This window comes from Companilactobacillus kimchiensis (genome assembly GCF_001438805.1).
GTDB lineage: Bacteria > Bacillota > Bacilli > Lactobacillales > Lactobacillaceae > Companilactobacillus > Companilactobacillus kimchiensis.
This window is the reverse complement of sequence record NZ_JQCF01000031.1, coordinates 1-12,563: the sequence shown is the minus strand read 5'-3', so window position 1 is coordinate 12,563 and position 12,563 is coordinate 1. Positions and strand designations below refer to the sequence as shown.

At 34.6% G+C, this 12,563-nt stretch carries 11 protein-coding genes and 1 tRNA gene; 9 read left to right on the top strand and 3 right to left on the bottom strand.

Features of this window, described 5'->3' with window-relative positions; genetic code table 11:
• Positions 1-66: 66 nt before the first annotated feature.
• The 4 genes from IV57_RS11245 to IV57_RS11230 all read left to right on the top strand — a co-directional run bounded on the left by IV57_RS11245 (position 67) and on the right by IV57_RS11230 (position 3,043).
• The gene (locus IV57_RS11245) at positions 67-1,062 is read left to right on the top strand and encodes a Gfo/Idh/MocA family protein (protein ID WP_057881620.1); all 996 of its coding nucleotides are present in this window, start codon (positions 67-69) and stop codon (positions 1,060-1,062) included.
• Position 1,063: 1 nt separating this feature from the next.
• Positions 1,064-2,320 carry a DEAD/DEAH box helicase gene (locus IV57_RS11240; protein WP_057881619.1) on the top strand — a complete coding sequence of 419 codons (1,257 nt, stop codon included), beginning with the start codon at positions 1,064-1,066 and terminating at the stop codon, positions 2,318-2,320.
• Positions 2,321-2,371: 51 nt separating this feature from the next.
• Positions 2,372-2,445, top strand: a tRNA-Arg gene (locus IV57_RS11235).
• Positions 2,446-2,539: 94 nt separating this feature from the next.
• Positions 2,540-3,043: an acyl-CoA thioesterase gene (locus IV57_RS11230; RefSeq protein WP_057881618.1), complete on the top strand. Its 504-nt coding sequence runs from the start codon at positions 2,540-2,542 to the stop codon at positions 3,041-3,043.
• A 367-nt stretch (positions 3,044-3,410) separates the two neighbouring features.
• Here the strand turns inward: IV57_RS11230 and IV57_RS11225 are convergent, their stop codons facing one another.
• Together IV57_RS11225 and IV57_RS13380 are read right to left on the bottom strand one after the other, a co-directional pair.
• Positions 3,411-4,244 (bottom strand): hypothetical protein, encoded by an 834-nt coding sequence (locus tag IV57_RS11225; protein ID WP_057881617.1) that lies wholly within the window; start codon positions 4,242-4,244, stop codon positions 3,411-3,413.
• A gap of 154 nt (positions 4,245-4,398) precedes the next feature.
• Positions 4,399-6,159 carry an SLAP domain-containing protein gene (locus tag IV57_RS13380; protein ID WP_057881616.1) on the bottom strand — a complete coding sequence of 587 codons (1,761 nt, stop codon included), beginning with the start codon at positions 6,157-6,159 and terminating at the stop codon, positions 4,399-4,401.
• 218 nt (positions 6,160-6,377) lie between these two features.
• On the opposite strand from IV57_RS13380, the gene IV57_RS11215 reads away from it, so the two are divergent.
• A complete protein-coding gene (locus tag IV57_RS11215; protein WP_057881615.1) occupies positions 6,378-8,033 on the top strand; it encodes a hypothetical protein in 1,656 nt (551 codons plus the stop codon).
• 63 nt (positions 8,034-8,096) lie between these two features.
• Here the strand turns inward: IV57_RS11215 and IV57_RS11210 are convergent, their stop codons facing one another.
• A complete protein-coding gene (locus IV57_RS11210; RefSeq protein ID WP_057881614.1) occupies positions 8,097-8,489 on the bottom strand; it encodes a MarR family transcriptional regulator in 393 nt (130 codons plus the stop codon).
• 185 nt (positions 8,490-8,674) lie between these two features.
• Here IV57_RS11210 and IV57_RS11205 point away from each other — a divergent pair, with 185 nt between their 5' ends.
• The 4 genes from IV57_RS11205 (at position 8,675) to IV57_RS11190 (ending at position 12,291) form a co-directional block, all read left to right on the top strand.
• Complete coding sequence (locus IV57_RS11205; protein WP_057881613.1) at positions 8,675-9,124, top strand: DUF3290 family protein; 450 nt, start codon at positions 8,675-8,677, stop codon at positions 9,122-9,124.
• A gap of 76 nt (positions 9,125-9,200) precedes the next feature.
• Positions 9,201-9,776 carry a DUF421 domain-containing protein gene (locus IV57_RS11200; RefSeq protein ID WP_057881612.1) on the top strand — a complete coding sequence of 192 codons (576 nt, stop codon included), beginning with the start codon at positions 9,201-9,203 and terminating at the stop codon, positions 9,774-9,776.
• A 270-nt stretch (positions 9,777-10,046) separates the two neighbouring features.
• Positions 10,047-11,510: a multicopper oxidase family protein gene (locus IV57_RS11195; protein ID WP_057881611.1), complete on the top strand. Its 1,464-nt coding sequence runs from the start codon at positions 10,047-10,049 to the stop codon at positions 11,508-11,510.
• Between the two features lie 127 nt (positions 11,511-11,637).
• Positions 11,638-12,291, top strand: a complete 654-nt coding sequence (locus IV57_RS11190) for a YczE/YyaS/YitT family protein (RefSeq protein WP_057881610.1) — start codon at positions 11,638-11,640, stop codon at positions 12,289-12,291.
• The last annotated feature ends 272 nt before the right edge of the window (positions 12,292-12,563 follow it).

Genomic DNA, 12,563 nt, shown 5'->3' with positions numbered 1-12,563 from the left:
GAATTCGGTTATTTTTTTGTTGGTAATTACGCTTACATATAAGTAGAATTAAGGAGAGGTGATTTTATGATTAATTTAGGGATAATTGGAACAAATTGGATCACAGAACAATTCGTTAAGGCAACCGATGAAACTAAAAGTTTTTCATTAACACATGTTTATTCACGTACTGAAGCAAAAGCTGAAAGTTTTATTGCTGATTTAGATAAGAAAAATATTCAGATCAGTACTGATTTGGAGGCTTTCTTTAAGGAAGATTTTGATACAGTTTACATTGCCTCACCAAATGCATTACATTTTGAACAGGCAAAATTAGCAATTGAAAATGGCAAGAACGTTATTGTTGAAAAACCAATTACGTCAACAATTGAGGAGTTTACGATTTTAGATAAATTGGCACATGAAAAAAATGTCTACCTATTTGAAGCAGCTAGACATATTCAAGAACCAATTTTTAAGAAAATTGAAGAAGTGGTTGCGGATCATCGAGCTGATTTAAGTGGGGCAACCTTTTCATATATGAAATATTCGAGCCGTTATGACGACTTCAAGGCTGGTAAAACCCCTAATGTCTTTACAACTAAATTTTCTGGTGGAGCATTATACGATCTTGGCGTTTATACCATCTATGATGCAGTAGTGCTCTTTGGACAACCTGAAAAAGTCTGTTATGATGCTGAATTCTTGAGCTCAGGAATTGATGGCAGTGGTAGTTTGACCTTGAGTTACCCTACTTTTGACGTCAATATTATTATTGGTAAAACAAAAAATTCCTACATGTCATCAGAAATTTATTTCGGAAGGGATACGTTATTACTCGACAATGGTGGGGATATCAATCATCTTGATTGGGCCGATGATAATAAGAATATTACCGATGTACCAACTAATAAGAGTGAAAATCCAATGGATTCTGAGGCAGTCGAATTTGCTAGGATAATGACTGAAAAGGATCAACCAAGTTATGATAAACTATTAAAATACGCTCGAATAGTAAATAGAGTGCTTGAGCAAGCTAGAACAAGCGCCGGGCTTGTTTTTGAAGCAGATGAGGAAAACTAAATTGGAAATACCAAAATTATATCAAGATTATTTTAAGCAAAATCAATTTGAAACTTTAACTAAGATTCAAGATGCTGTTTATATGCCCTTTAAAGAGGGCAAAGACCTAGTTGCTATGGCACCAACTGGATCAGGAAAAACATTGGGCTTTGTAATGCCAATGTTGGAAACTTTAGTGCCACGGGATGGATTGCAAGTATTGATTTTGGAACCATCTCAAGAATTAGCCATGCAGGTTCGCGATGTTATTCAACCATTAGCTAAATTGGTTGATTGTAAAGTACAGGCTTTAACTGGTGGGGCTAATCCCACTCGCCAACTTAAAAAATTGCGTGAGAAACCAGAGATTGTTGTCGCTACATTAGGTCGATTGAACGAATTGGTTGAACCTAGAAAAGTTAAACTAGGTAAGATCAATACTGTTATTGTCGACGAAGCCGATGAAATGTTGAATGAATCAAAAATTGAAAGCGTTCGTAGTACCATTTCACAAATGCCTGCTGATGTGCAAATGACTTTCTTCTCTGCTACTGGAAATGATATTTTCCAAGATATGCATAAGTGGTTCGGTCAAGAGTTTTTGGTTATTGATCAACGACACGACACAACTTATACTGCCGGAATCAAACATCATTTTGTTGATGCAAACAATGAATTTATCAAGAATGCTATCTTACGTGAATTAGCTCATAATAAAAAATTCTTGGGAATTGTCTTCTTTAGTAATTCACGCTCATTGCACAAGACGATTAGTGATATGAATCATAATAAGACTAACTTTGTGGCACTTGACAGTAAGATGTCATCACAACAACGTAAAACGGCGTTACAGTTATTCTCAACTAAGAAAGTTAATTTGATGTTAACGACTGATGTGGCTGCTCGTGGCATGGATATTGATGATATCAATATGATCATTAACTACAGTATGCCTAGAGATAACAATGAATATATTCACCGTTCTGGTCGTACCGGACGAATGGGTAAAAGCGGTAATGTAATTACATTTGGTAACAGTCACGATATGCGTAACCTCCAAGAATTGGTTGATGCTGATATTACTAAAGTCTATATTGATCACGAAGGTAAACTATCAAAGAAGCCTGTGTTTGATAAAGTTAAGCGTCATGACGCTCCTAAAGAAAATATCAAACCTAAAGCGAAGGCTAAGACTGATAGCAAGCCTAAGAAACGCTTACGTGATCAAAAGAATAAGGGAAAACGTAGTTTCCATAAAAAACAAACTAAGCAAGATTAAACTAATTTAGTATCTACACACTTTTTGCGTTAAAATAAAAAGTGTGTTCATGGTCCCTTGGCCCAGTTGGATAGAGCAACTGCCTCCTAAGCAGTAGGTCCCCGGTTCGATTCCGGGAGGGATCATTGTTCAAGTGATAAATGAATTTAACAAGTCATGACTGTTAAGGGATTTAGCAGAGTGGCTTGTTTTTTTGATTTTAAATTAAGAGGTGTAGGAATGGAAACATTAAAATGCTCACAAACATTATCAATTAGTAATCATCGAGTTTTTTCGTCAGATTTGAATGAACATAATACTGTTTTTGGTGGTCGCACATTGATGATCATTGACGACAATTCATCCATAGCGGCGTCACGGGTTGCCCGAATTGAAACTGTTACAGCTTCAATTGATCAAGTCAATTTCATTTTGCCCTTTGGTTTACAAGATTCAATGTGTACTGAGTCATATGTTTCTGGAGTAGGTAGTCGCTCAATTGAAGTCTTTACTAAGATTATTGGTGAACACTTGAAAACTGGTAAACGTTTCTTGGGTTTAACTTGTTTTTCAACCTTTGTAGTCACTGATAAAGAAATTGTTTTACCAGGAGTGGTACCGGATAATGATGAAGCAGAATATGTTTGCAGCGGATATCATAAGCGTCAGGGTGAGCGTTTGTCGAAGTTGATGGAACAAGAGAAATTTAATAAGAATATCAGTTTACAATTTCCTTGGAATTAAATAAAGAACAGGATATCGATTCCAATATATTGGAGAGCATAAACTAACAAAGCTGTCATTGTACTACTGTCTTCCATTCGGCAATATCGAGTACTGGTACGCAGTGGAAATTGCACTGTTGATTCCTCCAAACTGTTTTAATTCCAGACTAGATAGTTATCTTTTGTTTTTAGTGATTTAAACTATTTTAAGAGATATCAACTTATTCAGATTTGTCTTAATAAAAGCAAAATGACCATATTGACTGAAGAATATCAGTTAATATGGTTATTTTTTCATTTAAAAATATTATTTGTAAGCAATCGTTTTAGACCAAATAATTTTAATTAACAGAATTATAAAAAAGATATTTAGGCTGGAGTAAAAATTAAATAATATCTGCAGCACGGACCCATTCGTTAGTAGAAACGCGATACATTTTTTCACCATTGATTGTAGCGTATCTGTCTGAATACCAAGCGGTATTACCACCTAAAGCACGATCAAGTATAGCTTTTCCTTCAAGGGTATGGAGATAGGAAATATGGTTTTTAGTGTAAACGGTATTGTCTTGCGCAGTCCATTCGTTCATTGATGGTTTAGCAACTTCACCAATTCTAACTGCACGAATGTTAGGAAATCCACCAATATAAATTAGGTATTTACTTTCGACAGTAATTTGACCAAATTCGTTAATAGACATTGATAGTTGACCATTATTGGGATTACCATCTTTATCAATAATGGTAAAACCTTTTTCGCTGTATGATTTCATTTCTGGTTGATCGAGTTTCTTAAATGAATAAACTGTTGAATTGTAGACATTAGTATTAAGATGTTCAACGAAATCTAATTGATTGTTAACGTTGGTGGTTGGATAAGAGATCGTACCAGAATAGTCGACGACATCCTTATCTAAGTAAGCTTTTAAATCATTAGCAATTTGTAGTTTTTGATCATCAGAAGCTCCAAATGATCTATCACTAACATCAGCTTGAACTTTATCCAGTGTTATCAGTTGAGCGGGTACGAAGTTACCAGATGCGTGAAGATGTGATAGGCGTAGTTCCTGTTGATCAAAAGCTTGTGCCCCTTTGCCATAACCACTCTGTGTAATGGCAGAGTTATTTGTATTGGCTTTGACAGTAGTAGCTGTAATTACCGGTGTTGCAGCCGTAAGAACGGCTAGTCCGATAATAATTGTTTTGTAAATTTTTTTCATATATATTCCCCTTATAAAATAATTCATATACAAGTAATAATAGTAGCAATATAAATTTTGAAATTAAGGAAAGTTGGCAGTATGCCAAATGTTAGATATTTGGAAAATAATGAAGGACTGTGTTCTTATATTAATAAATGCTATTTATGAATAATTATTTCAAATCAGAAGCTTTGACCCATTCATTAGTAGATACACGATACATTTTTTCACCATTGATTGTGGCAGATTTATCAGTACGCCATGCAGTATTGCTAGCTAATTCACGATCACTAACAAGTTTGCCGTTACCAGTGTAAAGACGGGCATCATTTTTAGTGTAAACGCTTTGATCTAGAGGAGTAACTTCGAGACCATCAGCTTGTTTAGCCCATTCGCTAGTTGAAACACGAAGGTAGTTAACACCGTCAAGTGTCATCAATTTGTCAGATAACCAGGCAGAATTGCCACCTAAAGCACGTTCACTGAGTACATTGCCGTTTTCATCAAAGAGGTTAGCAAGTATGTTAGGGAGAATGTAGAAAGTAGTTTGGTGTAAAGTAGTTTGGTGTTCTGAAATTGATTTAGTTGATTCTGGTTTTGTTTCAGGTTTTGTAGTTGTTTTGGTATTATTACTTGAATTGTGATGATTTGAGTTGTTATTGTGATGTTTTGAATTGTTATTAATAACTGTAGGATGACTATTGTCAGATGTTATTGCCTTAGAAGAATCAGAATTATCGCCAATCCAAGATTTGATAACTTTAGTGGTTCTAACTACGTTGTGGTTTTTATCGGCAAGATAAGATGAAATTAGATTTCCGTCTTTATCAAAGGTTTCAGCAACGTAGTAATTATCGGTGACAGTTGTTGATCCAGGAATATAAACAGTGGCGTTTTTGATTAATGGCACAGTAGGTTCAATAAACCCTCCAGTGCCAATTCCAGATACAGATACAGATATTGGAACAATGTTATCTTCTACATAAGAATTAAATTGCTTAGTTAAATCATTTAAACCACTTGCACTTATTCCGTTTCCCTTATTTTGAAACATGCTACCTTGAAGTGATTTAAGATGGGCAATCATATCATTGAGTGCTGTTTGGTTTGTACTAGTATCTTGTGATAAAACATAAATTACATTTTGAACCTTAGCTTGTGCAGCTTTAATAGAATCCATTGAAGCGGAAACGTTAGTAGCGTCTTTTGCTGTACTGATTGTAACTGCAGTATCTTTAAGTTTTAAAGAATCATCTTGAGGACTTACGACGATTGATCCGTTGGTTAATGATACTTTTCCGGTTAGACCAATGTCGGAATTATCTTTGGCGGTATCAATACCAGTAGTAGTTAGGTATTTTGGTGCTGTAATCGTAGATGCTGGATCTTTTTCAATTGGAATATTAATTAAACGGAAATTAGTAACTTTATCTGTATCATCTTTAGCAACGACAGATGATGAAATGGAATTAGATGTTATTTTTGTTTCTAAGTCATTTTCTTTGGCTTTTAAATCAGAATTCAATTCAGCATAATCTTCAGCTGTGGTTGGTTTGGCGGCATTGATAGATTCCTTTTGATTTGAAATATATTGTCCTATTTCAGTCAAAGTAGGAGTTGTTCCATTAAAAGTAGTCAACTTAGCTTGTAAATCATCTAATTTATTTAAATAAGACTCTGAAGCCTCAGTAATTTCTTGTTCTGTTAGAGTATCTTTATCAGTGCTGGTAGTATCAGTTTTACCATTTTCTACACCCGTAGTTGCTTTATCATCGTTTCCGGCTTTAGGATCAGGAGTACCTTCAGTAGTTCCATCATCAGTACCAGTAGTGGGAACGTCAGTATCAGCCAAAACGGTAGTGGTATTAACAACTGGTGCAGCGACAGTCAAAGCTGCAATCCCTAAAACGATTGGTCCGTAAAATTTTTTCATGTATATTTCCCCTTTAATAAATATTTACAAAACAAATAATATCAAGTCGTAACGACTAATATTGTCGTTTTACTACATTTGGGAAAAATAAATTAATTAAATAAAATAATATCAATTTAGTACAATATGTGTTTAATTAAATGATTTTAAAGTGTCGATTTAGAAAAATTCAACGTGATATGATATACGTCTAAATAACTATTTATTCGGGGAAAATAATGTTAAAGATAAAACAACATCAAAATCAATTCATGTTAGTGATCTATTTAATTCTTTCAATATTAATGACGATGGTCATTAATACCAAAGGTATCATTTGGGGTGGCGACGATATGGTCTATCATATTGGTCGTTTGATTTCACTAGACAGTTCGTTTAAAAGTGGGGTGATCATGCCCAATATTTCAACATCTAACTTTAGTTTAATTGGATATGGAATTAATTTATTTTATCCGTGGGTGACAATGGTACCGATGATTTTGATTTCTTTACTGATTCATAATCCAGTGACGGCCTATTATTCTGGACTAGCTTTTTTCATGTTCATTTCGTTTTGTATTAGTCATTATGTGATGAAAAAGTTTTCCAATTCAAATACACAAGCAATTGTTTTTTCATTGATTTATGGTTTGGCAAATTATCGTTTGATCGATGTGTTTTCAAGAGCTGATTTAGCAGAGTATCTAGCCACAGTCTTTTTGCCGCTGGCCTTTCTGGGATTCTATGAAACTTTCTTCAGAGATTATCGAAAATGGCCTCTGTTAGCGGCGGGGATGTCATTATTATTGTTATCACATATTTTGACAACGGTAATTGTTGCCTTTTTCTTCATTATTATCTTAATTCTATGTTGGTTTATGGCCAGTGATTATCAAAAGCGTTTGAAAGCCGTTTTAGCAGCGATACTCACTAGTGCTCTAGCTAGTGCCGTTTTCCTTGTTCCATTTTTAGCGGAAATCACTTATCAAAAATTCCAACAGCTATCACCATATGTATTAAAAGGTGAAAACTCAATCAAGCTGTTGCAGGCAAGTTTGACTAATAATGCCAATCGAACACTTGATGGTAATATTTATAATATTGGAATTATTTTGTTGATAGCGTTGATTTTAGGGATCTTTTTCTTTAAGTCCTTCAATAAGACTTATCGCAGCATATATTTATTGGCGGTCTTGAGTTTTGTTATGGTTATGCAAATTTTTCCGTGGTCAATTTTTCAAAAAACACCGCTTAATTTGATTCAATTTCCGTTTAGATTTTTATTGATTACGACATTATTATTAGCAGTTATTGCGACTAAAATATTTACAGATATTTTTACAAATCCAGATACAATGTTAAAAAATTTCTTTGTAGTTGGGACTTTAGGCATCGTTATGTTAGGACTGTGGGTAGTGTCGGTCAATGGGGCGTTACACCAGAAATACTTAACTGCACCAGATCAAACGGTTAATGCTAAGATTATTCAGAGCAAAAGCTTATATGAAGGCTATTATGAACAATATTCGCCAATGGCATCGCAACCATATATGAAAGATATTGAGGGTCATATTGGTTATATTAATGGTCAAAAGACCGTTATAAATGTGAAACCGAATGGCCGCTTCTTAACGGTCAAATTGAATGGTCTTAAATCAGGCACAACGATTGATCTACCAATTATCAAGTATCGTAATTCTTCAGTTGCTATCAATGGTCAACGAGTAAATCTTACTAAGAGTTTTCGGGGGACAGTCGCAATTAAAGTTAAACAAAATTATCAATATGCTAAGTTGAATATTGGCTATCATATGGGATTCTTAGCTTGGTTCAGTCTGATCATTAGTTTGTTGACTTGGCTATGGTTAGTCTTAGAGATAGTTTTTAAAGAATAGAACAAATAAGCACGATAATCTTTTTTTGATTATCGTGCTTATTTGTTCTATATCTATTTGGAATTATTCAGTTTGAGTATTGGTAGCTAAAATCATATCTCGTAAGTCCTGAAAATCCTCACTAGCGAATGATTTATTCAATGATTCATCAACCACTTTGGAAGTTTTTTTGAAAAAGGCAATACCAGACTCAGTGATTTTTAAGCAGACAGCTTTTTGGTTATCGTCACTATGATAACGAACAATGGGGCGGCAATCTTTGCTTTCTAGACGGACAGCCATACGAGAAACGGCCGCTGAACTTAATTTGAGCGAATCCTTGATTTCTAAAAGACTAGCCTTGGAATCGTATTGGTCATAGAGATAGTGAAGAAAACTGAATTCTACTGGTGACAAGTCGTATTTGAGCAGTGCTTTTTCTAAGGTGGTTTGAATATCATTTTCAAAATGTTTCATATTTAACCAAGTACACAGGTTAGAATTATTATTGATAGCAATCACCTCTTATAATTATTGTTAATGTTTAGATATTATGAAACTAATTATATACTTGGACAAGCAATTATTTAAGTAAAGGGTTTACTAATCTATTAGTAAGCCTTTTTTGCTATACTGATCGTAAATAAGTGGGGGAGAAGTTTATGAATTTTTATTCGTATCAGTATCTGGTTGAACATAATAATGAACCCAATTTCCTATTCATTATTGGAATGCTGATTTTGGCAGGAGCGATGTTTACTACTGGATTTTTATACTTCAAGAATAGATCTGATAATAAATATCGGGATCTTTTGATAATATTTGCTTTAGGAATAATTCTTTTTATAGGTATCAACTACAACAACTATGAGCAACAATTGGACATTAATAATAAGAGTAATCAAACCTTGGCCTTAATGCGCTCAGTTGCGAAAGATAAGAAAGTCTCTGCGAAGAAACTTTATTCAAATAGTTCCAGTCTGACTGAGGGAATGTTGATCAAATCGGGCAAAAATATTTATCGAGTTAGTTTTGATAATAATTTGAACAGTTATACCTTGTCGGATGCAAACTTAATTAGTTCTGAAAAAATCCAATTGGTTAAAAAGTAGGTGGAATGATGGTCTTATCATATGGTGATTTAACATTAAAATTTATTATTGGTTTTCTAGTCATGGTTTTCTAGTCATGGTTTTACAGATCAATCTCTTTGGTCGTGGGAACATTGCCCCAACCAGTGCGATTGATCAACTACAAAATTATGTGCTTGGTGGTATTGTCGGTGGAATGATTTATAACGCTAGCATCACGCTACTACAATTTACTTTAGTCCTGTTGATTTGGACTTTGGTAGTTTTTGTAGCCAAGTTTTTAACTAATCACAATAATGTTTTTAAGAAAATTATTGAGGGGACGCCACAGATGATTATCAAAAATGGTCAGATTGATGTCGACTTGGCTCTCAAAAATGGTTTGTCAGCTAATGATCTGTCATTTAAATTGCGCCAAGCTGGCGTCATGGATCTTAGAAATGTTAAGCGTGGCGTTTTTGAACGAAATGGTCAATTAACCTTAGTTATGAAAAATGAAGACAGTATCAAATATCCAATTATTTTGGATGGGAAAATCGATGCTGAGGAATTGGCGACCATCAATAAAGATACTGAATGGGTCGATGAACAGTTAAAGAAACGTAACTTAGATGTGGCCGAAGTATATATGGCTAACTATATAGATAATCAACTAATTATTTATGAATATTGATATATTGAAACACACGAAAGTTTATTTTTAAACAGTCAGTAACTGTATTAGAATAAAAGTGTACTAAAATTTGGTGGTGAATAACATGGCAGGTGGATCTAAATTATTCTCTGTATGCATGCTAATTTTTTACGCAATTTTATTGTACTTTGTCTTCGTGAACAAGAACATGATTGCAATGTACATGATGGGAATCGGTATGTTTGTAGAAGCTTTAGTAAATTGTATTTGTGCTTTTCAATCAAAAACTAAATAGGGTGGCGATTAAGAATGACAGATTCAAAAGTTTACAATGATTACTTTTTCGATGAACCAGTATTTGATTTACATGATGGTGGATATGTTCCGTTAGAGAAGGCTGACGACGTTCCAGACAAGCCTTTGAACATTCCAGCAGCATTGAAACCAGATAAGGTAGACGGTAACGATGTCTATTACACAATCACAGCACAGGAAGGTGAAACTCAGATTTTACCCGGTGCTAAGACTAAGACTTGGGGTTATAATGCCGCACTCTTAGGAACAACAATCGTTTTAAAGAAGGGTGTCCATTATCATGTACATCTAGTTAACAAGTTGACAGAAGTTACAACTTTCCACTGGCATGGTCTAAATGTTACTGGACCAATTGTTGATGGTGGTCCTCATGCACCAGTTTATCCTGGTGGCAGTCGTGATATTGACTTCACTTTGGATCAACCAGCTCAAACTGACTGGATTCACCCACACCCATGTCCAAACACAGCTCGCCAAGTTTGGAATGGCTTAGCTGCTGCGGTTGTCGTAACTGATGATGAAGAAGCAAAACTACCATTCCCACGTAACTATGGTGTTGATGATATTCCAGTTATTTTACAAGATAGAAATTACCATGATAACCAACTTGATTACAAAGCTGACTATGACATGGATGGGACTGAAGGTAAGTATGCTTTAGTTAATGGCACGATCAATGGTGTCTTTGATGTTACTACTCAAAAAGTTCGTTTAAGAATCCTTAACGGTTCTGATCGTCGTGAATGGAGATTACACTTTGACGACGAACATGAATTTACACAAATTGCTTCTGATGGTGGTACTTTGCCAGCACCAGTTAAATTTACTAAATTGATGTTAACTTGTGCTGAACGTGCTGAAGTCATTGTTGACTTTGGCGACAAGAAGCCCGGCGATGTCGTTACCTTGATGACTGATAATATCCCAATTATGAAATTTAAGATTGGTGAATATGCTGCTGATAACAGTGTTTTGCCAGATAAATTAACTACTATTGACGCTCCTGAAGTAACTCCAGGATTGCCTGTAACCAGAACTGTCATGTCAGGGATGGATGATCAGGTTCGTCTTGATGGCAAACTCTTTGATATGCAAAGAATTGACCGTAAGCAAAAGATTGGTGACACTGTCCTTTGGGATGTGGTGAACACCAATGATATGGACGGTGGTATGATTCACCCATTCCATATGCATGGTTGCCAATTCCTTGTCTTGAGTCGTAATGGCAAAGCTCCATATCCAAACGAACATGGTTGGAAGGATACTGTTGGGGTCAATGCTGGCGAAACAGTCAGAATTGCCGTTCAGTTTACTAAATTTGGAGTTTATATGTATCACTGCCATATCTTGGAACATGAAGATACTGGTATGATGGCTCAAATTGAAGCTTATGATCCTAATGAAAAACATACTTATCATTTGTTGAGTATGGATGAAATGAATCACCCAAGTAAATAAACAATATTGACAACGTTTTCAGTCTAACTTAGACTTAATTCTGTAATCAGTTGTCACAAATAAGGACAAGACCAATTACAATTATTGGACTTGTCCTTTTTAATATATTTTTGGGAAAGGATTTGCTTTGGAAAAAGGTAGATTTAAAACACGTTTAGGTTATCTGATCTTTGCAATCGTCATTGATGCGTTTGCTAATTCATTAATGATCAATAGTAATATGGGGAGCGCTGTTTGGACAGCTTCTGCGGTCAATATATCATCACTGTTGCATTCTACATATGGAACGACGTTATTCGTTTATGCGGTGATTGTGACGATTGTTAATCAATTTTTGTTAGGTAAATTTGATGGACATATCTTCTTATCAAATTTATTATTTTCATTGCCATTTAGTTATTTAGTGGGGTTCTTCTCTGATATCATGAATCCTTTGCAATTGAATCAATTATCGATTGTTCTACGCTTGATCGTCGATATTTTGGGTTTGATTGGAGTATCAGTTGGAACTTCAATTTATCAAAGATGTAATTTGATCCAACATCCCAATGATGAGCTAGCGTACTTATTAAGATTTAAATATCTTCATGGTTCGGCGGGATGGGGACAATTAATCAGTTACACACCACCTGTGATCATTATGATTATTTGTTATTTCTTGACTGGCCAGATTCTATCGGTTGGCATAGGAACGATTTTAGCGATGTTCTGCCAGGGAATTATTATCGGAATTTCGGATAAGATTGTGTTACCATCATTAAAACATCATTACTCATTTTAAGTTTTAGTAACAATCTGTTTAAGAAATAATAAATTCCAATAATTTAATAGTAAAAAGAGTTAAAATTATTTGATTATACCCTTGCGGTAAAAGCTTACATGGTTTACTATATTTTATAGGGACTACCAGATTCAAAAACAACTGATTCCTTCCCGACGGTGAGATTAATTTCTCACTATTTTTTTGTCTAAAAATAATAATTTATAAATAAAAAATAGCTTTCAGTTCACACTAATTAAGTTTCTTTACCAAGTTCGGTTGTTTGCTAAAAG

What these genes read in the sequence shown, in the direction of transcription:
- IV57_RS11245 (WP_057881620.1), top strand. Translation starts at nt 67, where the DNA reads ATGATTAATTTAGGGATAATTGGAACAAATTGGATCACAGAACAATTC.
- IV57_RS11230 (WP_057881618.1), top strand. Translation starts at nt 2,540, where the DNA reads ATGGAAACATTAAAATGCTCACAAACATTATCAATTAGTAATCATCGA.
- IV57_RS11225 (WP_057881617.1), bottom strand. Translation starts at nt 4,244, where the DNA reads ATGAAAAAAATTTACAAAACAATTATTATCGGACTAGCCGTTCTTACG.
- IV57_RS13380 (WP_057881616.1), bottom strand. Translation starts at nt 6,159, where the DNA reads ATGAAAAAATTTTACGGACCAATCGTTTTAGGGATTGCAGCTTTGACT.
- IV57_RS11215 (WP_057881615.1), top strand. Translation starts at nt 6,378, where the DNA reads ATGTTAAAGATAAAACAACATCAAAATCAATTCATGTTAGTGATCTAT.
- IV57_RS11210 (WP_057881614.1), bottom strand. Translation starts at nt 8,489, where the DNA reads ATGAAACATTTTGAAAATGATATTCAAACCACCTTAGAAAAAGCACTG.
- IV57_RS11205 (WP_057881613.1), top strand. Translation starts at nt 8,675, where the DNA reads ATGAATTTTTATTCGTATCAGTATCTGGTTGAACATAATAATGAACCC.
- IV57_RS11200 (WP_057881612.1), top strand. Translation starts at nt 9,201, where the DNA reads ATGGTTTTACAGATCAATCTCTTTGGTCGTGGGAACATTGCCCCAACC.
- IV57_RS11195 (WP_057881611.1), top strand. Translation starts at nt 10,047, where the DNA reads ATGACAGATTCAAAAGTTTACAATGATTACTTTTTCGATGAACCAGTA.